This is a genomic window from Tessaracoccus yangjingae, assembly GCF_055326235.1.
Genome location: NZ_JBUZNN010000008.1, coordinates 63,019 through 86,387 on the forward strand (window position 1 = coordinate 63,019; position 23,369 = coordinate 86,387).

Annotated in this window: 24 protein-coding genes; 12 read left to right on the forward strand and 12 right to left on the reverse strand. The window is 69.9% G+C overall.

Annotated features, from left to right (window positions below; all coding sequences use genetic code 11):
• Positions 1-25: 25 nt before the first annotated feature.
• Positions 26-1,021, forward strand: coding sequence for a Gfo/Idh/MocA family protein (locus ACZK5D_RS12040; protein WP_463665447.1), 996 nt, complete (start codon positions 26-28; stop codon positions 1,019-1,021).
• A gap of 18 nt (positions 1,022-1,039) precedes the next feature.
• Here ACZK5D_RS12040 and ileS read toward each other — a convergent pair whose 3' ends face one another.
• A complete protein-coding gene (ileS, locus tag ACZK5D_RS12045; protein WP_463665448.1) occupies positions 1,040-4,186 on the reverse strand; it encodes an isoleucine--tRNA ligase in 3,147 nt (1,048 codons plus the stop codon).
• A 283-nt stretch (positions 4,187-4,469) separates the two neighbouring features.
• Between ileS and ACZK5D_RS12050 the strand changes: the two genes are divergently transcribed.
• Positions 4,470-6,266, forward strand: a complete 1,797-nt coding sequence (locus ACZK5D_RS12050; protein WP_463665449.1) for an aminotransferase class I/II-fold pyridoxal phosphate-dependent enzyme — start codon at positions 4,470-4,472, stop codon at positions 6,264-6,266.
• Between the two features lie 61 nt (positions 6,267-6,327).
• Here the strand turns inward: ACZK5D_RS12050 and dcd are convergent, their stop codons facing one another.
• On the reverse strand, positions 6,328-6,903 hold the full coding sequence (gene dcd / locus ACZK5D_RS12055; RefSeq protein WP_458995947.1) for a dCTP deaminase: 576 nt from the start codon (positions 6,901-6,903) through the stop codon (positions 6,328-6,330).
• A gap of 259 nt (positions 6,904-7,162) precedes the next feature.
• Between dcd and ACZK5D_RS12060 the strand changes: the two genes are divergently transcribed.
• Positions 7,163-9,037, forward strand: coding sequence for an ABC transporter ATP-binding protein (locus tag ACZK5D_RS12060; RefSeq protein WP_463665450.1), 1,875 nt, complete (start codon positions 7,163-7,165; stop codon positions 9,035-9,037).
• Between the two features lie 11 nt (positions 9,038-9,048).
• On the opposite strand, the gene deoC is transcribed toward ACZK5D_RS12060, so the two are convergent.
• The 5 genes from deoC to ACZK5D_RS12085 all read right to left on the reverse strand — a co-directional run bounded on the left by deoC (position 9,049) and on the right by ACZK5D_RS12085 (position 13,960).
• A complete protein-coding gene (gene deoC / locus ACZK5D_RS12065) occupies positions 9,049-9,762 on the reverse strand; it encodes a deoxyribose-phosphate aldolase (protein WP_463665451.1) in 714 nt (237 codons plus the stop codon).
• A 146-nt stretch (positions 9,763-9,908) separates the two neighbouring features.
• Positions 9,909-11,369 (reverse strand): sensor histidine kinase, encoded by a 1,461-nt coding sequence (locus ACZK5D_RS12070; protein ID WP_463665452.1) that lies wholly within the window; start codon positions 11,367-11,369, stop codon positions 9,909-9,911.
• Entirely contained in the window at positions 11,366-12,091 is a 726-nt protein-coding gene (locus tag ACZK5D_RS12075) for a response regulator transcription factor (RefSeq protein WP_458995951.1), read from the reverse strand. The genes ACZK5D_RS12070 and ACZK5D_RS12075 overlap by 4 nt, the downstream gene beginning before the upstream one ends.
• Positions 12,092-12,131: 40 nt before the next feature.
• The gene (locus tag ACZK5D_RS12080) at positions 12,132-12,602 is read right to left on the reverse strand and encodes a DoxX family protein (protein ID WP_463665453.1); all 471 of its coding nucleotides are present in this window, start codon (positions 12,600-12,602) and stop codon (positions 12,132-12,134) included.
• Positions 12,599-13,960 carry an NAD(P)/FAD-dependent oxidoreductase gene (locus ACZK5D_RS12085; protein WP_463665454.1) on the reverse strand — a complete coding sequence of 454 codons (1,362 nt, stop codon included), beginning with the start codon at positions 13,958-13,960 and terminating at the stop codon, positions 12,599-12,601. The genes ACZK5D_RS12080 and ACZK5D_RS12085 overlap by 4 nt, the downstream gene beginning before the upstream one ends.
• A gap of 195 nt (positions 13,961-14,155) precedes the next feature.
• Between ACZK5D_RS12085 and mptB the strand changes: the two genes are divergently transcribed.
• From mptB to ACZK5D_RS12110, 5 genes are all read left to right on the forward strand, one after another.
• Positions 14,156-15,601 (forward strand): polyprenol phosphomannose-dependent alpha 1,6 mannosyltransferase MptB, encoded by a 1,446-nt coding sequence (mptB, locus tag ACZK5D_RS12090; protein ID WP_463665455.1) that lies wholly within the window; start codon positions 14,156-14,158, stop codon positions 15,599-15,601.
• A gap of 71 nt (positions 15,602-15,672) precedes the next feature.
• Entirely contained in the window at positions 15,673-16,647 is a 975-nt protein-coding gene (locus tag ACZK5D_RS12095) for an ABC transporter ATP-binding protein (RefSeq protein ID WP_463665456.1), read from the forward strand.
• Positions 16,644-17,519 carry a hypothetical protein gene (locus tag ACZK5D_RS12100; protein WP_463665457.1) on the forward strand — a complete coding sequence of 292 codons (876 nt, stop codon included), beginning with the start codon at positions 16,644-16,646 and terminating at the stop codon, positions 17,517-17,519. Before ACZK5D_RS12095 ends, ACZK5D_RS12100 begins: the two co-directional genes overlap by 4 nt.
• 146 nt (positions 17,520-17,665) lie before the next feature.
• Entirely contained in the window at positions 17,666-17,911 is a 246-nt protein-coding gene (locus ACZK5D_RS12105; protein WP_463665458.1) for a type II toxin-antitoxin system Phd/YefM family antitoxin, read from the forward strand.
• Positions 17,908-18,165, forward strand: coding sequence for a Txe/YoeB family addiction module toxin (locus ACZK5D_RS12110; RefSeq protein ID WP_458995958.1), 258 nt, complete (start codon positions 17,908-17,910; stop codon positions 18,163-18,165). Before ACZK5D_RS12105 ends, ACZK5D_RS12110 begins: the two co-directional genes overlap by 4 nt.
• A 79-nt stretch (positions 18,166-18,244) precedes the next feature.
• Here ACZK5D_RS12110 and ACZK5D_RS12115 read toward each other — a convergent pair whose 3' ends face one another.
• The gene (locus tag ACZK5D_RS12115; protein ID WP_463665459.1) at positions 18,245-18,676 is read right to left on the reverse strand and encodes a hypothetical protein; all 432 of its coding nucleotides are present in this window, start codon (positions 18,674-18,676) and stop codon (positions 18,245-18,247) included.
• A gap of 374 nt (positions 18,677-19,050) precedes the next feature.
• On the opposite strand from ACZK5D_RS12115, the gene ACZK5D_RS12120 reads away from it, so the two are divergent.
• From ACZK5D_RS12120 to ACZK5D_RS12130, 3 genes are all read left to right on the forward strand, one after another.
• Positions 19,051-19,572, forward strand: coding sequence for a hypothetical protein (locus tag ACZK5D_RS12120; RefSeq protein ID WP_463665460.1), 522 nt, complete (start codon positions 19,051-19,053; stop codon positions 19,570-19,572).
• A 194-nt stretch (positions 19,573-19,766) separates the two neighbouring features.
• Positions 19,767-20,282: a hypothetical protein gene (locus ACZK5D_RS12125; RefSeq protein ID WP_463665461.1), complete on the forward strand. Its 516-nt coding sequence runs from the start codon at positions 19,767-19,769 to the stop codon at positions 20,280-20,282.
• A complete protein-coding gene (locus ACZK5D_RS12130; RefSeq protein ID WP_463665462.1) occupies positions 20,257-20,652 on the forward strand; it encodes a hypothetical protein in 396 nt (131 codons plus the stop codon). Before ACZK5D_RS12125 ends, ACZK5D_RS12130 begins: the two co-directional genes overlap by 26 nt.
• Before the next feature lie 247 nt (positions 20,653-20,899).
• Here ACZK5D_RS12130 and ACZK5D_RS12135 read toward each other — a convergent pair whose 3' ends face one another.
• The 4 genes from ACZK5D_RS12135 to ACZK5D_RS12150 all read right to left on the reverse strand — a co-directional run bounded on the left by ACZK5D_RS12135 (position 20,900) and on the right by ACZK5D_RS12150 (position 22,969).
• On the reverse strand, positions 20,900-21,145 hold the full coding sequence (locus ACZK5D_RS12135; RefSeq protein WP_463665463.1) for a hypothetical protein: 246 nt from the start codon (positions 21,143-21,145) through the stop codon (positions 20,900-20,902).
• A 372-nt stretch (positions 21,146-21,517) separates the two neighbouring features.
• The gene (locus tag ACZK5D_RS12140; protein ID WP_463665464.1) at positions 21,518-22,024 is read right to left on the reverse strand and encodes a hypothetical protein; all 507 of its coding nucleotides are present in this window, start codon (positions 22,022-22,024) and stop codon (positions 21,518-21,520) included.
• A gap of 206 nt (positions 22,025-22,230) precedes the next feature.
• Positions 22,231-22,659, reverse strand: coding sequence for a hypothetical protein (locus tag ACZK5D_RS12145; RefSeq protein WP_463665465.1), 429 nt, complete (start codon positions 22,657-22,659; stop codon positions 22,231-22,233).
• Positions 22,660-22,729: 70 nt separating this feature from the next.
• On the reverse strand, positions 22,730-22,969 hold the full coding sequence (locus ACZK5D_RS12150) for a hypothetical protein (RefSeq protein ID WP_463665466.1): 240 nt from the start codon (positions 22,967-22,969) through the stop codon (positions 22,730-22,732).
• A gap of 200 nt (positions 22,970-23,169) precedes the next feature.
• On the opposite strand from ACZK5D_RS12150, the gene ACZK5D_RS12155 reads away from it, so the two are divergent.
• Positions 23,170-23,364: a DUF4177 domain-containing protein gene (locus tag ACZK5D_RS12155; RefSeq protein ID WP_458995959.1), complete on the forward strand. Its 195-nt coding sequence runs from the start codon at positions 23,170-23,172 to the stop codon at positions 23,362-23,364.
• Positions 23,365-23,369: the final 5 nt, after the last annotated feature.

Consider the following 23,369-nt stretch of genomic DNA (forward strand, 5'->3'; position numbering starts at 1 on the left):
GCCGGCCGGCCACTAGCCTGAGCCCATGACTACCGTTCGGTGGGGGATTGTCGGGACCGGTGCAATCGCGCACGCCGTCGCGGGTGACTTCCAGTTCGTGCCCGGGGCAGAGCTGGCCGGGGTCGCGTCGCGGACAAGGGCGAACGCGCTCCAGTTCGCCGCCCAGCACGACGTGCGGCTGGCGTTCGGCTCCTACCGCGAGATGCTGGAGTCGCCGGACATCGATGTGGTCTACATCGCCACGCCCCACCCGCAGCACCGCGACGTCGCGCTCGCCGCGATCGCCAACGGCAAGGCCGTGCTGGTGGAGAAGGCCTTCACCGCGACCCTCGCAGGCACGCAGGAGGTCGTCGACGCCGCCCGCGCGAAGGGCGTCTTCGCGATGGAGGCCATGTGGACGCGCTTCCTGCCCGTCATCGCCGCCGCCCGCGAGGTGGTGGCCTGGGGGCGGATCGGCGACGTGGTGGGCCTCCAGGGTGACCTTTACGCCTTCCGCGAGTACCAGCCCGAGCATCGGCTGTTCGCCCGGGACCTCGGCGGCGGCGCCGTCCTGGACCTGGGCGTCTACCCGGTCAGCTTCGCCGTCGCCTTCCTGGGCGAGGCGAAGGAGATCTGCAGCCGCGCGCGCCTCTACCCCACGGGCGTCGAGCGGGCGGCCGTCGTTAACCTCGTGCATGCGGGCGAGGGCCTGTCGTCGCTGACCTTCGGGTTCGACGGCTACGGCCCGGGACGCATGGTGATCGTCGGCACCAAGGGGTGGATCGAGGCGGAGCCGCGGTTCCACCACCCGTCGATGATCACGGTGCACCGCAACGGGGTGCTGCCCAGGATCATCGAGGCGTTGCCGCAGGGCCGCGGCTACAGCCACGAGTTCGCGGAGGTGACCCAAAGGATCCGCGAGGGCCTCACCGAGTCCCCGACAATGCCGCTGTCGGACACCGTCGAGGTGATGCGGATCCTCGAGGAGTGCCTGCGCCAGGCCGGGATCGAGCACCACGAGGCCGCCGTCGACCTGGGGTGACGGCGGCCCCGCAGCCGCTCAGGCCTTGCGCAGCGCCAGCTTGATGCCCAGCTCGGCGTCCTCGTCGGTGGGCGCCTCGACCGGGCCCACGGTGAGCTCAACCGCCAGCACCTCGTCGGCGATGAACGAGCGGTGCGCCTCGACGGCCTCAGCCAGCTCCGCATCCGCCTCGACCACCACCGTGATCCGGTCCGACACGTTCAGCCCGGCCTTCTTCCGCGACTCCTGGATGAACCGGATGGCCTCGCGGGCCAGGCCGGAGCGGATCAGCTCGGGCGTGAGCTCGAGGTCCAGGGCGACGGTCTCGCCCTGCTCGTTGACCACCGACCAGCCCTCGCGGGGCCGCTCGGTGATGAGCACGTCCTCCGGCGTCACCTCGATGTCCTCGCCGTCCACCTGCATGACGGCGCGGCCGAGGTCGCGCAGCTGGGTGGCCAGCCAGGCGGCGTCGAGCTCCGCGATGGCCTTGGCGACGATGGGCGTCCGCTTCGCGAACCGCTTGCCGAGGTTGCGGAAGTTGCCCTTCGCGAAGTAGTCCACGAGGTCGCCGTGGGCGGCGAAGGACTCGATTGACTCCACGTTGAGCTCCGCGCGGATCTCGTCCTGAAGCTCGGGGGAGAGGCGCTCGAAGATGGCCGAGGGCACCAGCATCCGCCGCAGCGCCTGCCGGATCTTGACCTTCGACTCGGCGCGGGCGGCGCGTCCCAGCTCGACGGTGCGGCGGGTCAGCTCCATCGCCTCGCTGAGCTCGGGGATGATGAGCGACTCGTCGGCCACCGGCCAGTCCGCCAGGTGCACCGAGTCCGGGCCGTCGGGGTCCGCGGCGTGGAACAGGTCCTGCCACACGCGCTCGGTGACGAACGGCATGATCGGCGCCAGGAGTCGGGTGAGCACGTTGAGCGTCTCGTGCAGCGTCCACAGGGCGCCCTGGTCCCCGGCCCAGAAGCGGCGGCGCGACCGGCGGACGTGCCAGTTGGACAGCGTGTCGATGAACTGGCTGAGCACGGCGCCGTAGTGCTGCGTGTCGAAGTTGTCCAGCGCGCGGGTGGTGTCGACGACGAGCTGGTGCGTGGCCGATGTCAGCCACCTGTCCAGCACGTGCCGCTCGGAGACCGGCGGCGCCTCGCCCGACGGCGTCCAGTTCGCGGCCCGCGCGTAGAGGGTGTGGAAGGCCACCGTGTTCCAGTAGGTGAGCAGCACCTTGCGGACCGTCTCGCCGATGGCCTGGTGGCCCACGCGGCGCGCCATCCACGGCGAGCCGGAGCACGCCATGAACCAGCGCACCGCGTCCGCGCCGTGCTGGTCCATGAGCGGGATGGGCTCCAGCACGTTGCCGAGGTGCTTGCTCATCTTGCGCCCGTCGTCGGCCAGGATGTGGCCGAGGCACACGACGTTGCGGTAGGAGGACTTCTCGAACACCAGGGTGCCGATGGCCATCAGCGAGTAGAACCACCCGCGGGTCTGGTCGATGGCCTCGCAGATGAAGTCCGCCGGGTAGCGCTCCGCGAACACCTCCTCGGAGCCGGGCGCGTGCGGGTAGCCCCACTGCGCGAACGGCATGGCCCCGGAATCGAACCAGGCGTCGATCACCTCGGGGACGCGCCTGGACTCCTTGCCGCAGGTGGGGCAGGGGAACGCGATGTCGTCGACGAAGGGGCGGTGGGGGTCCAGCGCGCTCTGGTCCGTGCCGGTGAGCTCGCTCAGCTCGGCCCGTGACCCGACGCACACCTGGTGGTCGTCCTCGCAGCGCCAGATGGGCAGCGGGGTGCCCCAGTAGCGGGTCCGCGACAACGCCCAGTCCACGTTGTTGTTCAGCCAGTCACCGAACCGGCCGTGCTTGATGGTCTCCGGATGCCACGTGGTGGCCTCGTTCTCCGCCAGCAGCTCGTCCTTGATCTTGGTGGTGCGGATGTACCACGACGGCATGGCGTAGTAGAGCAGCGGGGTGTGGCAGCGCCAGCAGTGCGGGTAGCTGTGGGTGTAGTCGAGCACGCGGAACATGAGGCCCCGGGCCTGAAGGTCGGCCACGATCGCCTTGTCCGCGTCCTTGAAGAACATGCCGCCGACGAGGTCCAGGTCCGCCTCGAAGGTGCCGTCGCGGCGCACCGGATTGACGAAGGGCAGCCCGTAGGAGCGGCAGACGTGCATGTCGTCCTCGCCGAACGCCGGCGCCTGGTGCACCAGACCGGAGCCGTCCTCCGTCGTGACGTAGTCCGCCAGCACCACGAAGTGGGCCGGCGCCGGGAACTCCACCAGCTCGAGGGGGCGCTGGTACGCCCAGCGTTCGAGGTCGCGGCCGGTGAAGGTGTCGGTCAGCGTCCACTCCTCGCCCAGCACCTTGTCTGCCAGGGGCTCGGCGACCACGAGCGACTTCTGGTCCGGATGCGTCGCCACGCGGTAGGTGACCTCCGGGTGGACGGCGACGGCGGTGTTGCTGACCAGCGTCCACGGCGTGGTGGTCCACACCAGCAGGTCCACCTCTCCGGCGAGCGGCCCGGACGTGAGCGGGAACCGGACGTAGATCGACGGGTCCGTGATGTCCTCGTAGCCCTGCGCCAGCTCGTGGTCCGAGAGCGCGGTGCCGCACCGCGGGCAGTAGGGCGCCACCCGGTAGTCCTCCTCGAGGAGGCCCTTGGTGTGGATCTGCTTGAGCGCCCACCACAGCGACTCGACGTACTCCGGCGTCATGGTCACGTACGCCTCGTCGAGGTTGACCCAGTAGCCCATCCGCTCGGTGAGCTCGCTGAACGCGTCGACGTGGCGCAGCACCGAGGTGCGGCACTGCGCGTTGAACGCCTCGATGCCGAAGGCCTCGATGTCCGCCTTGCCGGAGAACCCGAGCTCCTTCTCCACCGCCAGCTCGACGGGCAGGCCGTGGCAGTCCCAGCCGGCCTTGCGCTCGACGCGGTGGCCACGCATGGTCTTGTACCGGGGGAACATGTCCTTGAAGACGCGCGCCTCGATGTGGTGCGTGCCGGGCATGCCGTTGGCGGTGGGCGGGCCCTCGTAGAACGTCCACGGCGCGCCGTCGGCGGTGCGCTCCAGCGAGCGGGTGAAGGTGTCGCGCTCGGCCCACAGGCTGAGGATCTCGTGCTCGAGCGCGGGGAAGTCCACCTGGGCGGGCACGGCGCGGTAGCCGGGGGTCTGGGCGTGAGGCTCGGTCATCGGGTGGTCCTTCTCATCGGTCTTCGCTGAGCTGTGAAGGGACGAGCCGGGGCCCGCGGTACCACCCTTCTTGGGCGCCGGGGCGCCCCTCTTGTTCACGCCGCGGCCGGTTCTAGTGAGCGGGTCCCCCCGCCGTTCTTCCGGCAGCTCCGAGGTGATGGCCTCATCAGTGCCCTGCGGACTGGTCCATTATGCCGACGGCGTCAAGCTGGGCGCGAACGGGCGGGTGGAGGGTCCGGCGTGGGCACCCGGGTCAACGCCGGCAGAGCACTAGGTTTGGCTCATGGCGATCTTCGACGTCCCCCTCAGCCAGCTCCGGCGACGCGGCACGATCAAGTGGCGGCGGTGGGAACCGGACGTGCTGCCGCTCTTCGTGGCCGAGATGGACGCGCACCTGGCCCCGCCCATCCGGGAGGCGCTCGAGCGGGCACTCGCCGACGGCGACACCGGCTACCCGGAGCTGCCCGCCTACCAGGAGGCGTTCGCCGACTACGCCGACTGGCAGTGGGGCTGGCGGATCGACGTGGCGGACCAGAAGCTCGCCACCGATGTGGTGACGGGCATGCGGGAGGCCGTGCTCGCCTGCTCGGAGCCCGGCGACGCCGTGGTCATCAACTCGCCGATCTACCCGCCGTTCCGGCATGTGGTGACCACCACCGGTCGTCGGCTGGTGGACGTGCCGCTGGTCGACGACAGGCTGGACCTGGCGGGCCTCGAGGCCGCCTTCGCCGAGCAGCGTCCGAAGGTGTTCCTGCTGTGCTCGCCGCACAACCCCAACGGGACCATCCACACCGTCGACGAGCTGGCTGCCGTGGCCGAGCTCGCCGAGCGGTACGGCGTGGTGGTGGTCTCGGACGAGATCCACGCCCCGCTGGCCGGGGCTGAGCACACGCCGTACCTCGCGGTGCCCGGAGCGGGGAACGCGCTGATCGTGACGTCGGCGTCGAAGTCGTGGAACCTGGCGGCGCTGAAGGCCGCGCTCATCGTCGGGGACCGGGGCCTGCTGAAGCGGCTCAACCCGATGACCCCAGACGGGGCCAGTTACTTCGGCGTCCTCGCGCACTCGGCTGCCCTCAACGAGGCCCGCGGCTGGGTGGCCGAGGCGGCCGCCGAGATCGCGGTCAACAAGCGCTTCTTCGCCGAGGAACTCGCGATCCGGGTGCCGGAGCTCTCGTACGCGCCCTCGGAGGGGACCTACCTGGCGTGGCTGGACTGCTCGCCGCTGGGCCTCGAGAGCCCCGGGAGGCATTTCCACGAGGAGGGGCGCGTGCGGTTCAACCTCGGCCGCGAGTTCTCGCCTGACACAGACCAGTTCGTGCGGGTGAACCTGGCCACCTCGAGGGAGATCATCGCGGAGGCCGTGGAGCGCATGTCGTCGTCGCTGCTCGGCGTGCGCGCGGAGGCCGCTGCGGTGAAGGCCCGCCGGGCGGGTCCGGCCGACGACGACTGGGCTCTGGCGGACGCACCAGGGTCGCCGGACGTGCCCGTGCAGGGCGGCTACGCGGAGGTGCCGGGCACCGAGGCCACGCTGGGCGTGGAGACGTGGCATCGCACGGCGCCCATGCCGATGGTCCCGACGGTGGCGCCCCCGGCCCTGCCCGAGGCCATCCCGATGCCGGTGCCCAGGGACGTCGGCCCGCAGACCGCCCCCATGCCTGCCGTGGTGGATGCCGGCCCCCCCACCGCCCCGATGCCCGCCGTCAGCAACGTCGGTCCGCCCACGGCGCCGATGCCGCTGCCTCCGCTCGCCGGGCTGCACACCAACAGCGGAGAGTTCCTCAATGTGCGCACCGCCGTGGTGGTGGGCCGCGACCCTCGGAACGCCGCCGGATACGAGGGCGCCGACCTGCTGCGGGTGCCCAGCCCCCACCTGGACATCTCCCGCAACCATCTGGTGGTGGAGGTGCGAGGCGCGGACATCGTGGTGAGGGACCTGCACTCCGTCAACGGCACGCTGGTCCTGCCGCCGGGCGAGGCGCCGTTCACGCTCCTCGACGGCGCCTCGGCCCACGTCGAGCTGGGCACCATCCTGGACGTGGGCGAGGGCGTGTCGCTGCGGATCGAGCCGCCCCGGCTCTAGCCCCCGCTCAACCCAAGTCGACGCGGGCGCGCGTGAGGGGCCTGGGCCCAGCGCCGAGGGCCTAGACCTGCGTGCGGTGGAAGTTCAGGTGGGAGCGCGACGGGGTAGGTCCACGCTGGCCCTGGTACCGCGAGCCGTACTGCGACGATCCGTACGGATGCTCCGCAGGGGAGCTGAGCCGGAAGAAGCACAGCTGGCCGATCTTCATCCCGGGCCAGAGCTTGACGGGCAGCGTCGCCATGTTGGACAGCTCGAGGGTCACGTGGCCGGAGAATCCGGGGTCGATGAAGCCCGCCGTCGAGTGCGTGAGCAGGCCGAGCCGGCCGAGTGAGGACTTGCCCTCGAGCCGAGCCGCGACAGCGGAGCCGAGCGTGACCCGCTCGAACGTCGACCCGAGGACGAACTCGCCCGGGTGCAGAACGAACGGCTCGTCGACGGGAGTCTCGATGAGGCGGGTGAGGTCGGGCTGCTCCACCGACGGGTCGATCGACGGGTAGCGGTGGTTCTCGAAGACGCGGAAGAACTTGTCCAGCCGCACGTCCACGCTGGACGGCTGGACCATCCCCGGATCCCACGGGTCGAGGAGGATCCCCCCGGTGTGGACCTCCCCGAGAATGTCACGATCGCTCAGCAGCATGGGCTGAGCCTAGTGCCCGAGCGCGTGCGCGAGTAGAGCGCCCGCCCCGCACCACTCGGGAAGTGCTGATCACTCACGCCCCAACCGCGGCGCAGCCGATCGGGCGACCTGACGCCCCACCATCCGGCTATGGACCCCCAGGCAGCCCGGGGGCTCGCGGTGGTTGCCCCGCCGTCGCTGTCCACGCCGCGGCTACGCTGGGGGAGCGGCGGCGAAGGCCGCGGCGACCAGCCCGACGGCGGGCGGCGAGGGGTGGCGGATGAGCGTCGGGCACGGCGGGGGCGGCATGGGCGGCGGGCGGATGCTCGGGCGCCTCGCGGCGGACCCGGAGATCAAGCAGCACAAGCTGGATCGGGGCACCGCGCGCCGCGTCATCGCCTACGGGTCACCGTTCAAGGGCCTCATCGTCGTCTTCCTCATCACCGTCATCGTCAGCAGCGCGCTGTCGGTGGCACCGCTGCTGCTGTTCCAGCGGATCATCGACGACGGCGTGCTCGCCGGCAACGTCGACGTCATCGTGTGGCTGGCGGTCGCCGTCGCCGCGATGGCGCTCGGGTCCGCGCTGCTGCAGATCGTGGAGCGCTGGTGCTCCGCGCGGATCGGCGAGGGGCTCATCTACTCGATGCGCACCCAGATCTTCGACCACATGCTGCGGATGCCCATCGCGTTCTTCAGCCGTTCGCACACGGGCAAGCTGGTGTCGCGGCTGCAGTCTGACGTCAACGGTGCCCAGCAGGCGTTTACCTCCACGCTGTCCACCGTCGTCAGCAACTCCATCACGCTGGTGCTGGTCCTCGGCTCGATGCTGGCGCTGTCCTGGCCGCTCACGCTCGCCGCGCTGGTGCTCCTGCCCATCTTCATGGTCCCGGCCCGGATGGTGGGTACGAGGCTGGCGGACCTGTCTCGGCTGCGGATGACGCAGAACGCGGAGATGTCGGCCACCATGACCGAGCGGTTCACCGTCTCCGGGGCCCTGCTGGTCAAGCTCTTCGGAGACCTCGGCACCGAGCACGCCACCTTCGCGCGGCAGTCGAAGGACGTGGCCGACTCGGGGGTCAAGATCGCCATGATCTCGCGGGTATTCATGACCGCGATGGCCCTGGTGGGGGCGCTGGCGACTGCGCTGTTCTACGGCTTCGGGGGCGTCGCCGCGGTGGAGGGGCAGCTCACCGTCGGCACCCTCACGGCCCTGGTGGCGCTGCTCGCGCGCCTCTACGGGCCGCTGATGCAGCTGTCCAACCTGCGCGTGGACATCATGAGCGCCCTTGTCAGCTTCGAGCGGGTCTTCGAGGTGCTGGACCTGCAGCCGCTCATCGTCGACGCGCCGGACGCCAGGCCGGTGTCGGGCCCGCCGTCGGTGGCGTTCCGCGACGTGTGGTTCACCTACCCGGACGCGGCGACGGTGTCGCTGGAATCACTGGAGCCCACGGCCGCCGCGGGGGAGTCCGCCAACACCCCGGTCCTGCGGGGCATCTCCTTCGAGGCGGAGCCGGGGCAGACCGTCGCGCTGGTGGGGCCGTCGGGCGCGGGCAAGACCACGATCACCCACCTGCTGGCCCGGCTCTACGACGTGGACTCGGGCGTTGTGGAGATCGCGGGCGAGGACGTCCGACGGCTGACGCTTGCCTCGCTGCAGAACGAGATCGGCTACGTCACGCAGGACGCGCACCTCTTCCACGACACCATCGAGGCCAACCTGCGCTACGCCCGCCCGTCGGCGACGGCCGACGAGCTGTGGGGCGCGCTCGAGGCGGCGCAGATCGCGGGGCTGGTGCGGCGGCTGCCCGACGGGCTGGGCACCGTCGTGGGCGAGCGCGGCTACCGGCTGAGCGGTGGCGAGCGGCAGCGCTTCGCCATCGCCAGGCTGCTGCTCAAGGCGCCGCCCATCCTGGTCCTCGACGAGGCGACGGCGCACCTGGACTCGGAGTCCGAATCGCTCGTGCAGCGGGCGCTGGACACCGCCCGCGAGGGGCGCACGGCCATCGTGATCGCCCACCGGCTGTCGACGGTGCGGCACGCGGACCAGATCCTGGTGGTCGAGGCGGGCCGCGTCGTCGAGCGGGGCACCCACGCGGAGCTGCTGACCGCCGGTGGGGCCTATGCGACGCTCTACGCCACCCAGTTCAGCGACTGATCGGTGATCCCTCAGTAGGCGGAGCCCATGCCGACGTGGCCCGCCGCGTCCGGCGCCTGTGGGGCGTCCGCGCCGTCGGCTCCGTCGAGCACCGCGCGGCTGCCGGAGAGGCCCAGGCGTGTCGCGCCCGCCTCAACCATGGCGTTGGCGGTGGCGTAGTCACGGATGCTGCCGCTGGCCTTCACGCCGAGGCGGTCGCCCACCGTCGCCGCCATCAGCTCCACGGCGTGCACCGACGCCCCACCCGCGGGGTGGAAGCCGGTGGATGTCTTGACGTAGTCCGCGCCGGCGGCCTCCGCCGCCCTGCACGCCGCCACGATCTCCTCGTCCGTCAGGGCCGCCGACTCGATGATCACCTTGAGCAGCCCCGTCGTGGCCCCGCGCACGGCGCGGATCTCCTCCTCGACGGCGTCCGCCCGGCCCTCCTTGAGCAGCCCGATGTTGATCACCATGTCCACCTCGTCGGCGCCCAGCATCGACGACTCCGCGGCCTCCCATGCCTTCGCCGCCGCGGTGTGGTTGCCGGACGGGAACCCGCACACGGTGGCCACCTTGACGTCGCCGAGTTCGTCGGTGATGGGCAGCATCGACGGCGACACGCACACCGAGAACACCCCCAGCTCGCGAGCCTCCGCGACGAGCGCGGAGACCTGGGCGCGGGTGGCGTCGGTCTTGAGCAGCGTGTGGTCCACCATCTGGGCGAGCGCCGAGCGCGTGATCTCCATGTCAGTCCTCTCTACGGCCCGTCGGGGCCAACCGCATCGAGCCTACTGCCGCGACACCGCCTCCGCGGCGGCCCCACCTCACCGGCAGTTGTGGTGTCGACTACGCCCCCAGATCCACTTATCAGCCCCGGCGGGGGCATCGTCGGTCAGGCGCGCGTCGCCAGCGGAAGCGTCACGGTGAAGCAGGTCCGCCCCGGCCGCGACTCCACCGACGCCGTCCCGCCGAACCCCTCGACGACGGCGCGCACGATCGCCAACCCCAGCCCAGTCGACTGCGCGGCCGAGTGGGCGCGAGCGTCGTCGGCGCGGACGAACCGCTCGAAGACCCGGTCCAGCGCCTCGGGGGGGATGCCTGGCCCGTCGTCGATCACGTGGATCACCGCGACACCCGCGCCGGCCGCGTGCCCGCCGAAGGGCGCGCCCGGCAGCGCCGAGACGGCAGTGGTCACCGTCGTGCCGGGCGGGGTGTGCGTGCGGGCGTTGGCGAGGAGGTTGACCATCACCTGATGGAGCTGGTCGGCGTCCGCCATCACCTCCACCGCCTGCTCGGGCAGGTCCAGCACCCAGCGGTGGTCGCGGCTCACGGCCTGCGCGTCGCTGACCGCGTTGAGCACCACCTCGACGGCGTCCACCGGCCGCAGCTCCACCCGCGCGTCGGCATCGAGCCGGGCGAGCAGCAGCAGGTCGTTGACCAGCTTGGTCATCCGCTCCGACTCGGCGCCGATCCGGCCCAGCGCGTGCGGCGTGCCCTCCGGCGAGCGCTGGCCCAGCTCCGCGTAGCCGCGGATGGCGGCCAGGGGGTTGCGCAGCTCGTGCGAGGCGTCCGCGACGAACCGGCGAAGCTTCGCCTCCGAGCTCTCGCGCGCCAGCAGCGCGCCCTCGACCCGGCCCAGCATCTGGTTGAACGCGGTCGACAGCCGCGTCACCTCGTTGTTCTCCGGCAGCGGCCCGGTCTCCACGCGGGGCACGGCCACCGACCCCTTCTCCAGCTCGAGCCGGCTCACCTCGTCGGCGGTGTCGGTGAGCGCGACGAGCGGCTTGGTGGCGCTCGCCAGCACCGCCCGCGTCACCGCCGCCGTCGCGGAGATGGCCAGCAGGCTCACGGCGGCCGCCAGCATGGCCAGCCACAGCACTGTGCGGTGGATGTCCACCAGCGGTAGCCCCACTACCACCGTGCCTATGGGGGTGTCGCGGGCCTGGACCCGGTAGTCGCCCAGACCGGGGACGGAGACCGTGTGCTTGACGCCGTCGACCGGCACCTCGAGGAGGGCGGTCCACGCCTCTACCGTCATGGACGTGTTGGTCGACCCGTCGCCGACGACGCCGCCGAGGGCCGCGTCGTTGTGCAGCCGCGCCGCGATGACGGTGCCCACCCGCATGCCAGGGGTCTCCAGCCCGGGCGGGCCGTCGTCGCGGTCGTCGCTGCGGCTCTGCCTGACCTGCGCGGCGTCCAGTTCGCCGTCGAGCTGGTTGAGCAGGATGGTGCGCAGCGCCAGCACGGTGGTGAGGGCGATGAGGACGGCCATCACCGCGACCGTCAGCACCAGCCGAGGCTGCAGCTGCGCGGCCAGAGACCCGCGGCGCTCCCGACGCTGCTGCCTCGTCATGCGCCCGCCGGGCGCAGCACATAGCCCGCCCCGCGCATGGTGTGGATCATGGGCTCTCGGTCGGCGTCGATCTTCTTGCGCAGGTAGGAGATGTAGAGCTCGACGACGTTGGCCTGGCCGCCGAAGTCGTAGTTCCACACCCGGTCGAGGATCTGCGCCTTCGACAGCACGCGCCTGGGGTTGCGCATGAGGAAGCGCAGCAGCTCGAACTCGGTGGCGGTGAGCTTGACCGGCACGCCGGCGCGCGTGACCTCGTGCGAGTCCTCGTCGAGCACCAGGTCTCCGACGACGAGCTGGGTGTCCGGGCGCACGCTGGTGGCGCCGCTGCGGCGCAGCAGGCCGCGGAGGCGGGCGATGACCTCCTCCAGGGAGAACGGCTTGGTGACGTAGTCGTCGCCGCCGGCGGTCAGCCCCGCCACGCGGTCCGACACTCCGTCGCGGGCGGTGAGGAAGATCACCGGCACGTCGGGCTGCTCGGCTCGGATGCGACGCATCACCTCGAGGCCGTCGAAGTCCGGCAGCATCATGTCCAGCACGAGCGCGTCCGGCTGCGCCTCGCGCGCCACCCGTACCGCGTCGGTGCCGGTGGAGGCTGTGTGCACCTCCCACCCCTCGTAGCGCATGGCCATCGAGAGCAGCTCGATCAGGCTGGGCTCGTCGTCGACGGTGAGGATCCGGATCGGGGTGCCGTCGGGGCGCGTGAGGGGGTCGGAGATGGCCATGGCACTACTGTGGCACCCCGTCCCGGGGCGGAGCTATGGGTTACCTGTGAGAAGTCTGTGCGCCGGGGGCCTCGTCGATCAGGCTGCCGTCCTCGTCCTTCGGGCGGATGAACAGGGCGTCCAGCCCGGCCCGGCCCGATCCGTAGACCACGAACATCAGGCCCAGCGCGGCCTGGATGGCGTTGTACTCCCAGCCGCCGAGGTGCTGGTAGAAACCGGCGTCCGCCTTGGTGGTGAGGATGACGCCGACGTTGAGGGCCACCATGCCCAGGCCCACCAGCGGGGTGGCCAGGCCGAACACCAGCAGCACGCCGCCAATCAGCTCGAAGGCGATGGTGGATACCGCCAGACCGGTGGCGTACGACATCCCGGCCAGCTCGAGGAGCGCGGCCTGCGCGTCGATGCCCGTCTCCTGCCAGCGGTGCCAGCCGTGCGCCACCAGGGTCACGCCGGCGACGATGCGGGCCACCAGCAGCGCGATGTCGCGCAGCACGCGCAGGACTTGTCTCATGGCTTCCTCGGCTTCAGTTCCTCGCTCTTACCCCGGATCAGCCTGCCAGAACTCCTGGCCCCCAGGTGCTCGAGGGCGAGGCGTCCCACCATCTGCTGGTTGGTGACCACCCGCTGCGAACGCCCGTTGGTGATGAAGGTCAGCGCCCAGCTGAGCAGGGTGGTGACCCGCTGCTTGAAGCCGGCGATGTAGAGGAGGTGGAGGAACAGCCAGGCCACCCACGCGATGAAGCCGGTGAGCTTGATCGAGCCCACGCTGGCCACCGCCGCGAACTTGGAGATGGTGGCCATTGAGCCCTTGTCCTTGTAGGAGAAGTCTCCAGGGTCCCCGGCGTGCTCGATCCGGGACCGGATCTTCGCCGCGGCATGCCGGGCGCCCTGGATGGCGCCCTGCGCCACGCCCGGCACCCCAGGCACGGCCATCAGGTCCCCGACGACGAAGACCTCCGGGTAGCCGGGCAGGCTCAGGTCCTTGTCGACGACGACGCGCCCAGCCCTGTCCAGCTCGGCGCCCGACTGTTCGGCCAGCGTGCGGCCCAGGTCGTTGCCCTGCACGCCCGCTGCCCACACCTTGGCGAACGACTCGACGCGCTCAACCGACCCGTCCTTGTGCTTGAGGCTGAGCCCGTTCTCGTCGACATCGGTCACGATCGCGTTCAGCTTCACCTCGACGCCGAGGCGCTCCAGGGTCTTCTGCGCCTTGGCGCCCAGCTCGGCGCCGAACGGGGGCAGCACCTGGGGGGCGCCGTCGATCAGCAGCACCCGCGCGGTGGCCGGGTCGATGGTGCGGAACTCGTTGCGCAGCGTCGAGGTGGCGAGCTCGCGGATCTGGCCGGCCATCTCCACGCCGGTGGGTCCGGCGCCGACGACGGCGAAGGTCAGCATGCGGCGGCGCTCCTCCTCGTCGCGGGTGAACTCGGCTATCTCGAAGGCGCTGAAGATGCGGGCGCGCAGCTCGAGGGCGTCGTCGATGGACTTCATGCCGGGGGCGAACGTGGCGAACTGGTCGTTGCCGAAGTAGGACTGGCCGGCCCCGGCGGCCACGATCAGGGAGTCGTAGGGCGTCTCGCTGTACTCGTCGTGGAAGCGCCACTTCACCACGCGGTTGGTGAGGTCGATGTCCTCGACGAGGCCGAGGAAGACCTGGGCGTTGGACTGACTGCGCAGGATCTCGCGGGTGGCGGGGGCGATCTCGCCCTCCGAGAGGACCCCGGTGGCGACCTGATAGAGCAGCGGCTGGAACAGGTGGTGGGTGGTCTTCGCGATCAGCGTGACCGAGACGTCGGCGCGCTTGAGCGCCTTCGCGGCGAACAGGCCCCCGAACCCGGAGCCGATGATGACGACGCGGTGCCGGGTCACGAGTGGGCCCGTCCGGGCGCGGCGGCCGGAGAGGCCGCGGAGGAGCGGCGGGCCTGGTCCTGGGCGGTCGCCTGGGGGCGGTGCAGAGCGGGTCGCATTCACCAAGGGTAACCGCCAGGCCCGGACCCGCCGTCAGGCCTGTGGGCGCGCCCGGGGTACTCTTGTGCGGCTTGGACCGACGAGGAGGGCCGCCGCTTGAAGCTACCCGCATGGCTCCGACCCGCACCCGACGGCCGTCCCGTGCAGCCGTGGTGGTGGGTCGTGGCGGGCCTGATGGCCGTGTTGGTGCTTGTCGGTACTCAGTTCGCGGACGCTCCCGGGCTGCTGGAGCGCGGCGACAGCCAATGGCGCCCCTTCGTCTCGGTGCCCGCGCTGAGCGTCCTCCTGCTCGCGTGGTGGCAGCTGGGCCCGCTGTGGCGCAGGCCCCTGCTGACGGCCGCCATCTGGTCCGCGCCCATGATGATCGCGCTGCCGATGTACTCCAGGGACGCCTACGCCTACGGCGCGCAGGGGTGGCTGGTGGCCCGCGGCCTCGACCCCTACACGATCCCCCTGGGCCAGGCGGGGCAGCCGGGGCTGCTCGTCGGCGTGCACTGGCACGAGACCACGGCCGTCTACCCGGCGCTCTCGTTGGAGCTGTTCGGCCTGGTGTCGCGGCTGACCGAGGGCGAGCTGTTCTGGACGACGGTGGCCATGCGGGTGCCCAACGTGCTCGCCCTCGCGCTCCTGGCCTGGGTGCTGCCCAGGCTGGCACGCCGGTTCGGCGTCGATCCCGGCGTGGCCCTCTGGGCGGGCCTGCTCAACCCCCTCATGCTCATCCAGTCCATCGGCGGTGTGCACAACGACGCCGTGATGGTGGCGCTGTGCGTGGCCGCGGTCCTCGCCGCCACCGACCTCGGGTGGAGAGGGTGGCGCGGGCTCGTCGTCGCGGGCGTCCTGCTGGGGCTGGCGATGGGCATCAAGCAGACGGCCGCGCTGTTCGGGCTGGGCGTCGTGGCGATCGGCTGGGCGTTGCGCTACCCGGAGTGGGGGGCGGGGCCCCGGGGGTCGCCTGGCCGGAGTGTCGCGGCGGGGTGGTGGCGGCTTGCGGCCGCCGCCGTCGTGCCGGGGGCCATCACGGTGGGGGTGTTCGTGCTCACGTCGCTGCGGCATGGCTTCGGGTGGAGCGGCCCCACCGCGGGCAATCCCGTGGGCGCCATGAGCAACGCGCCCCTCTCCTGGCTGGCCGAGGCGCTGCGGTACCCGTTGCCCGACGACGTGGCCAACCCGGCGGTCACCACGCTGTCCAGCGCACTGATCCTGGCCGCAGTCGTCGTGGCCTGGGTCAAGCTCGGCCCGCGCGGCGACGACCCCGGCCGGCCATGGGCGTTCACGCTCGCGGTGCTCGCCGCGTTCTGCGTGCTGGGGCCGGCGTTCCAGCCCTGGTACCTGACGTGGCTCGTCCCGCTGTACCCGTTATGGCGGACCACCGCCCGGTGGCACCGGGCCTGGCTTGCGGTCGTCGTCGGCTTCACCCTGCTCCCGGCGCTGCAGACGCTGATGCCTCCGCTCATCGCGATGCCCCTGGTGGCGGTGCCGCTGTGGTGGCTGTGGCGGGAGATGTCGCGGCTCGACGCCTCCCCGCTTCCCGCCGGCCGCTGACGCCCCGGGTCCTCAAGGCCCGAGACCGCGGTGGGATTGCGTGTGCCCAGGCCGCGACTACCGTCGGGGGCATGTCACACATCTCCTGGCCCGACGGCGGAGCCGACTGGGCCGTGGAGGCCACGGGCCTCGTCAAGCGCTACGGCCGACGGCGGGTGTTGGCCGGCCTGGACCTGCGGGTCCCGCGCGGTGGGGTCCACGGGCTCCTGGGCCCCAACGGCTCTGGCAAGACCACGTCGATCCGCATCCTCCTGGGCCTGGTCAGGGCACAGGAGGGAACGGTGCGGCTCCTGGGGCACGAGGTGCCGCGCGGCCTGCCCGCGGTGATCGGGCGGGTGGGCGCCATCGTCGAGTCGCCCCGGTTCGCGCCCAGGATGACCGGGCGACACAACCTCGACGTGCTGGCCGACTCCATCGACGTCAACCGGCGCAGGGTCACCGAGGTGCTTCTCGAGGTGGGGCTGGCGGCCGACGCCGACCGTGACTTCGACACCTACTCCCTCGGCATGAAGCAGCGGCTGGCCATCGCCGCGACCCTCCTCAAGCGCCCGGAGCTCCTCATCTTCGACGAACCCACCAACGGGCTGGACCCCGTGGGCATCCGCGACATCCGCGCCACCATGCGCGACCTCGCCGACGCCGGCATCACAGTGCTGGTCGCCTCACACATCCTGTCGGAGATCGAGCAGATCGCGGACTCGGTGTCGATCATCGCGCAGGGCCGGGTGGTCGCGGAGGGGCCAATGGCGCGGTTCCTGTCGGGCGTCGCACCGCACGTCAGGCTGGGCATATCCCGGCCCGTCGAGGCGGCCGAGGTGCTGCAGCGGGGCGGGTGGCGGGTGGAGCCCGCCGAGGGAGGGCTGCGGGTCCTCGGGCGCGACGGCGCCGCCCCCGACCCCGCGGAGATCGCGCGGCAGCTCGGCCGCGCGGACCTCTGGCCGGACCACCTCTCGCTGGACAGGGAGAGCCTGGAACGCGTCTTCCTGGACCTCACCGCCGGCGCGGATCTCGTCGGGGCGCAGGGCCGGCACCGGGAGGTGGCGTGAACGTCCTGCGGGCCGAGCTGTCGAGGCTGCGGTACCGGCGCCGCACCCTGTGGAGCCTGGTCGGCGTGCTGCTCATCAGCCTCATGGTGCCCGCGCTGTGGATGGACGGCGCCCGGCCGCTCGGCGCCGCCGATCACGCGGAGGCCGCCAAGATCCTCGCCACCATCCCGCCCGGCGAGTGCCCCGACTGCAGTGCCGCCGACTACCTTCGCACGCCGTGGACGTTCGGTGACGTGGTGACCTCCGGGCTCATGCCCTATGCCGCCATGATGGGGGCCCTGGTCCTCCTCATCGTGATGCTCTACGTGAGCTCGGACCTGCGTTCCGGGGCCATCAGCACCCAGCTCACCTTCACGCCTCGACGGTGGGTGCTCGTCGCTGCGCGCACCGCGGTCGCGGCCCTGCTCGGCGGCGCCCTCATGGCCACCGCCCTGGTGACGAGCACCGTCGTCTCGGCGGTGTGGTTCGTGGCGATGAACGGGTACTCGGAGCTGGATGCGACGACCAGCCTGCTGGCGCTGGTGCTCTCGGCGAGCTTCTACGGGGCCGTCCTCGGCGCCGTCGGCGCACTGCTGACCGTGCTGCTGGGCGGTGCCTCGGGGGCGGGGGCACTGCTCGTCGGCGTCTTCGTGGCCAACGTGCTGGCCCTCTGGATCGGCGATCAGGTGAAGACCCCCGCCTGGCTGCTGCACCTGATGCCCACCCAGCAGGGCATCGCGCTCCTCCACGGCTCGGTCGAGGGGATCGGCACCTATGGCGACGTGATCTACGAGATCAGGCGGACGGAGGCGGTGGTCTACCACCTGGTGGCGACGGTCCTCATCGCCGCGGTCACGGTCCCGCTGTTCGAGCGCCGCGACATCAGGAGTTAGCGTCGCCGGGGCGGCGGTGAAGCTGGCCTCGTCACGCGGGTGGTGATCTCCCGTGTTGCGCTCATGCCGATGGTCGGGTGGTTGGTTATCTTTGACCTCGATGCCATACTGGTACAAGAAGTAGTACCAATGGAGGAGGGGTAGCCATGGCTATCACCGCAAGTGAAGCTCGCAAGAACCTGTTCCCGCTGATCGAGCAGGTCAACGAAGACCGCACGCCGGTCGAGATCACTTCCCGGCGGGGCGATGCAGTGCTCATGTCCCGAGCTGACTACGACGCGCTCGAGGAGACTGCTCATCTCCTGCGGGTGCCCGCCAACGCACGACACCTGGTCGAAAGCCTTGCCCAGGCGCATGCGGGGCAGCGCGACGAGCACGACCTCATTCGATGAGGCTGGTCTTCACACCGAACGGGTGGTCGGACTACACGTACTGGCTGGCAGCCGACCGGCAGACACTCAAACGGCTCAACCGCCTCATCGACGACGCGATGCGCGACCCCGTCAGCGGAATCGGTAAGCCCGAACCACTGCGACATATGCTGGCGGGTGCGTGGTCCCGACGGATCACCGAGGAGCACCGCCTGGTGTACCTGGTCGACGGCGACGACCTGATCATCCTGCAGGCACGCTTCCACTACAGCTGACCAACTCATCTGCCGCGACGCGTTCGCGGCCGAATCGGTCCCTGAGCAGGCTGAGGGGCCTGACAGGCCACTCTGGGATTCACCGCATGCAGCCGAAGTCTGCGTCTGACATCCGGTAGAACTTCGAACTCCTCACAACGCCGCCAGCGAAGGCGACCTCGTCTTCCTTGAGGGACGACGGCACGAACTCCACCGAGCCGCCCAGAACCAGATCCGTGCGCTCATAGGTGACGAGTACATTCTCGTCGCGGTCGACCTCTCCATTCGATTTGATCGTGTAGCCCGGGATGTCCGTTTGAAGCAGAGGGAGGCTAGTGGCGGCGCCGGAGCCCGTGCTCTGCGCTGTCCAAACAACAGAAGCGGTTGAAGAACCATCTTGCTCAACCTGGACAGATGAGAACTCTCCACAGACAAGCTTGGCAACAAGATTCCCGTTCTCCATGATCACATAGCCGGCGCTCCAGGGCCGTGTCGGAGCAATCCAGCTGCAAGCAGGAATCGCGAGTGTCACCAACAGCAGGATCGATAGCAGGGGCCAGCGCCCTCTGACCATAAGGTGGCGGTTGGATTCAGCGTTCCCGGGCACGCCTCCAGTCTGCCCCACCACCAATGCCGCCCGAGCCATCGAGAGTCATCTGCGGGCCGGGCCCCGTGCATGCTCATACCGCGGTCTGTGACGGGTGGCCTCCGGGGTTCGGTGTCCCCGAGCACGATCGCCCTCCAGCTGGGTCTCGGGCATACGAGACGGTCCGCGACAAGGCCTGCCGGTAGAGTTCCGATGCACGATGGATCGGCATCAGCAGGAGGGTGTCGTTGATGGTCAGTGGCGGAGCTGGGTCTCGGGCAGCGTTACTGAGGTGGGTCCGCTGGTTGTGGATGGCGCCGGTGCTGCTCTGGCTTGCTCTGACGTGGGTGTCATTCTCGCCACCATCCAGCGTGTCTTGCGTCGCGCTTTGGCTGGCCGTTGCCAGCCCGGCCCTGATCGTCGGCTACCGGGCGTTCTTCATCGCGGGATTGTCGGTGTCGCAGTCGTCGCCGCAGGTCATTTACCGCGGTCTGGTCGCTGCGAGGAGCATTGATGTCTCCTCGATCGAGGAGTTCGAGATCTGGGACGTGAACTTCTTCTCGGGGATCTCTGCGGGGTTCGTCCAGGTGCGTCGGACGGGCAAGCGCCCCGTGGTGTTGTGGGCGTTGGGGTACGCGACGCCGGACACCCATGACATTCTCCTTCGCGAGATCGAGGGGACATGTGCCGAGCTCTGGGGATGGGCCGCGCGGGACTCGGGTCAGCCGCGGAGGGCTGAGTCCCTGGCCTCAACGCGGATCAGTCCCAGCGTCATCGAGGTAGTCTCTGCGGACGTCCTCGGCCGCCGAACCCTTTGGTCGGGGTCGATCCGATCGAAGTGACACATATCGGCGGCGGCGATCCCCCGTCTCGCCACTCGAGGGGTAGGAACGACGATCCGTGTGGTTCCGAGCTACGCGCCGACATCCGCACATGCCGCGATGAGCTACCTGACCATCCTGTCCAGGAGGCGGGTTGCTCTATCTGGGCGGGGCATCTCTGAGCTTCTGTCGGAGCTCCAGGAGAGGATTGCCCCATGCAAGTGTCAGAAATGGTGGAGAGCGTCCTCACCGTTGTCGTCTCTCTCGTCGGATCCTGGCTCGTCGCTCGGTGGACCCTACGGGCACAACGTGCGACCAGCGCGCATGCCGCGGCCGTGGACAGGCTCCTTCCTTCGCTGGCGCGATTGCGCGCGTTGCTGCACGAATCCAGCGTGCGGAACTGGGATTCGGAGGACGTAGCTGCAGCCGTGAATGAGTTTGAGTCGCTGTGCATGCAACACGCTTCAACACTCCCTCCGGGGATACGCAGCGTTCGCTTTGACGTGCGTGTGGCCGTCGGGAATTACTTCGGCGGTGTTTCGCTCGCCTCCCTGGACGCCAGCATGGCTAACTTCCCGCTCGCCGAACCTCATCCGTACTGGAGGGCGATCTCGGTCTCCTACCTCGAGTACGCAATGACGAGGCTGCAGCAGAGTCTCGTGCAGCCGAGGGCGGCACCGATGGTCCACTTCTCCGACTGGCGCCGTGACGAAGACGCTCTCCACCGATGACGGGACCAGCACCACGTCCGCTCATGCCGCGCCTGGTGCTCCAGGCGACCTTGCTTGCGTAGCGCTGGCGGGCGGCCTCTCCGCTTGTGCCGACGAAGGCGCCGATCGCCGACCATGGCATGCCGGCTTCGCGGGCTGCGCGGATGGCATCAATCACGTGGCGCTCGGCCTCGGATCGCTCCGCAACCGCTGCTCGGAGCATGGCAACTGCACCGGCGTCGAGTTCGTCGTCGGGATTGGGTTCGTAGGACTCGAAGCGCGCCGCCAGCTCGTCGGCGTGCTGCAGGATCTCGTCAACAGTGCGTGGCATGGTCATCACCTCAGAAACCTCTCGCGGGCTTTCATTGCGTGGACGATGACGTGCACTTGATCGCCATCGATATAGCCGACCTCCAAGAAGATCGCGGACTGGTTGGGACCCATGATCATGGTGAACCCGTCGCCGAGATCCCAGATCCGGACCGGGTTGCGCTAGGCGTGGAGGATCTCGGGTTCACCAAGGCCATGCTTGAGCGCGGACGGGGCGATGACTGGATCCTCCATCGATCCAAGTCAACTTGCGAGCATGTGCCGGTCAAGTGTCGGGAACATCCCGATCTGCCGCGACCAGGGGCTTTCTACTGCTCGTTGGGGTCGCTGCCTTCAAGTCGGACCAGGCCCAGACCGTTGAGCGGGGCGCAGACGTAGAGCACGTAGGTTCTGCCGCGTCGCTCGGTCTCTGCCCAGTCCAAAATCTCGGAGACATCGGCTCCGGTGATCTCGAGTTCCTCTGCCGCACCGTGGGCATCGTGGAAGTAGACGTGGTAGCGGGGATGGGTGACCTCCCAGGTCTGGTCCCGGGGATCAACGGAGCGCACGAGCATGGCCACAGCCTGCCGGACGCGAAGTCCGTCAGCTACCCGCGTGCTCCCCAGACACTCGTATCTCCCGCGACGGGTGAGTCAATCCACAGGTGGGCAGGGGAGGCGGCACCCGGGCGCTGAGGACTCCCGCTGCTCGTGCTCAAACTCGTAGGCGCACTCGCCACACATGCCAGCCATGTCATTGCCGGTGCCGAAGTGCTCAAGCCAGGGATGCCGACACTCGGGACAGTCGCCCAACTCGCGTAGCCGGCGTACCCGCAGCCGGCGCTCTCTGCGTCGCTCAAAGAAACCACTCACGCGTCGAGGATGCCGCATTCCGCACGCACGCTCATGCCGCTGTCGAGGCGGGTCTCGTCCCTCGTCGGGTGTCGGCTAGATGGTGCAGGGCGGGATCACGGCCGCGCTGGTGACAGCCTGGCGCAGTGCCTGTTCGGCGACCTCGTCCGGCTCAAGCTGCTGGGCTTGCCGCGGGTCGATTTCCACGTCCACCCACAGGTCGCGGCCGTCGCACCGAGTGACCACCCGCGCAGGCTCTCCCGTCGCATCGGTGGACGCTGAGAGGTGGAGGGTCGCTAGGCCGGAGGTCTGCCACCAGGCCGTCAACCGGGCCCCGTGGGCGGGTTCCAGGGCGCCCCACGCGGGCCGGTGCGCGGCTGAGAGGCGATGTGGTTCACCGTTGATGCCGCCGAACTCGACCACGCTGGGACGCGTCGGATCGTTGGTGGAGAAATAGCCCACCTCGATGGGTGGGGTCGCGGGCGCGGTAGCCAGGGGAACCCAGGGGGCTGTCGGCACCGGAGAGAGACCACCCAGGTTGACGGTCAGCTCCTCCACGTCGAGGGTGAGCGCACCGTGATCCACGAGCAAAGACGTAGACACGCTTGTGGCGCTGGTCCACCGCGGGGGCTGAGGGGGCAGACTAGCCGCGGCCTCCACAGCGGAGGCGGTCGGGCTGGCGCCCACGAGCTGGCCGGTGCGGGCGTCTAGGACGTCGATCCATCTCAGCTGCGGCTGGTCCACGGGTAGGACTGTCACTACACGAGCGCGGTGCCGGCGGCCCGGGGATGAGATCCACCGCGATGCGGCTACCGCCGTTGCTCCGCGTGCCAGCATCTGTTTTCGATCTGTTGCCGATCTAGCCGGTCTCCGGTTCCTTGTTGGAGTGCTGAGGCGGTCTCCAGGAGTACCTGCAACGCCAGCCACCACCGTGTCGCCGGGTCCAGATCGGCCACGCTGTCAGGGACGGCCACCCGCGCCGATTCGAGTCCGCCTGTGAGGTCGTCGAACACCGTGATCAACACTGCGGGGCCAGGTGCCGGCACATCGTCGACCTGGACCCTCAGCAGTGTCGAACGCAGCCGAATCTCATGGCCGGTCAGCAGTTCTCCCAGTTGAGTCTTGATCGGCGCACCCGCGCGGGCGAGGGCATCGGCGCCCCGCGCGCCTTTGACCCAGGGCCGGCCGACTCGACCGCCATCCGGCCACAGCTCCATCCCCCGCACACGAACACTCACAGCGGCACTATCCCGATCAACTCACCGACCATGAGCCACCACCCCTGGCCACAGCCGCCGTGAAGGCGCATCAGAACCCACCTCCGGTCATGGACACCGCGTAGGCCGCGAACATACCCAGCCCGAGCGCAACAAGCGAGGCCACCCACACCGCGCTCGACCGCGAGAGGCCACGGCGGCGAGCGAGGACCAGACAGGCGACGGCTCCCACGAAGGGCGCGAGGACAACAGCCAGGAGGAAGATCAGCAGGGCCACCCGCGGGACCGTCAGGTAGGTCCGCTGGATGGGGTCACCAAGGTTCCACGCCACGCGCGCGAACCCAGGCAAGAACGCCGCCAACCCAGGCAGAAGAGACACAACAAGACCTGCCACCGCCACCGGCAGGCTGCCCGGTCTCCGACCCATGTCACTCACACGCCCATCCTCTCAGCACCGGCCAGCCAGGCCCGGCGGGAGGGGAAAGAGCCTGATCTGGAGCCGGCATCTCCGTCAGCCGATACTTTGACGTCATGCGATACAAGGTTGTTGAGCTGCGCGAAGGACTTCTCGGCGGAAAGATGTCTGGGAGCAAGCTGGAGAAGATCCTCAACGAGGAGGCGCGAGGTGGCTGGACGCTCAAGACCATCACGTCCGTCGACGTGAAGGGACGAATTGGCCCTGGCGGCGTGGAAGGTGTGCTGGTCGTCTTCGAGAGGCCGGAGTAGAGGCC

Bases quoted from the DNA above. Each gene is read 5' to 3' on its own strand.
- ACZK5D_RS12040 (WP_463665447.1), top strand. From the start codon at position 26: ATGACTACCGTTCGGTGGGGGATTGTCGGGACCGGTGCAATCGCGCAC.
- ileS (WP_463665448.1), bottom strand. From the start codon at position 4,186: ATGACCGAGCCTCACGCCCAGACCCCCGGCTACCGCGCCGTGCCCGCC.
- ACZK5D_RS12050 (WP_463665449.1), top strand. From the start codon at position 4,470: ATGGCGATCTTCGACGTCCCCCTCAGCCAGCTCCGGCGACGCGGCACG.
- dcd (WP_458995947.1), bottom strand. From the start codon at position 6,903: ATGCTGCTGAGCGATCGTGACATTCTCGGGGAGGTCCACACCGGGGGG.
- ACZK5D_RS12060 (WP_463665450.1), top strand. From the start codon at position 7,163: ATGAGCGTCGGGCACGGCGGGGGCGGCATGGGCGGCGGGCGGATGCTC.
- deoC (WP_463665451.1), bottom strand. From the start codon at position 9,762: ATGGAGATCACGCGCTCGGCGCTCGCCCAGATGGTGGACCACACGCTG.
- ACZK5D_RS12070 (WP_463665452.1), bottom strand. From the start codon at position 11,369: ATGACGAGGCAGCAGCGTCGGGAGCGCCGCGGGTCTCTGGCCGCGCAG.
- ACZK5D_RS12075 (WP_458995951.1), bottom strand. From the start codon at position 12,091: ATGGCCATCTCCGACCCCCTCACGCGCCCCGACGGCACCCCGATCCGG.
- ACZK5D_RS12080 (WP_463665453.1), bottom strand. From the start codon at position 12,602: ATGAGACAAGTCCTGCGCGTGCTGCGCGACATCGCGCTGCTGGTGGCC.
- ACZK5D_RS12095 (WP_463665456.1), top strand. From the start codon at position 15,673: ATGTCACACATCTCCTGGCCCGACGGCGGAGCCGACTGGGCCGTGGAG.
- ACZK5D_RS12105 (WP_463665458.1), top strand. From the start codon at position 17,666: ATGGCTATCACCGCAAGTGAAGCTCGCAAGAACCTGTTCCCGCTGATC.
- ACZK5D_RS12110 (WP_458995958.1), top strand. From the start codon at position 17,908: ATGAGGCTGGTCTTCACACCGAACGGGTGGTCGGACTACACGTACTGG.
- ACZK5D_RS12125 (WP_463665461.1), top strand. From the start codon at position 19,767: ATGCAAGTGTCAGAAATGGTGGAGAGCGTCCTCACCGTTGTCGTCTCT.
- ACZK5D_RS12135 (WP_463665463.1), bottom strand. From the start codon at position 21,145: ATGCTCGTGCGCTCCGTTGATCCCCGGGACCAGACCTGGGAGGTCACC.
- ACZK5D_RS12155 (WP_458995959.1), top strand. From the start codon at position 23,170: ATGCGATACAAGGTTGTTGAGCTGCGCGAAGGACTTCTCGGCGGAAAG.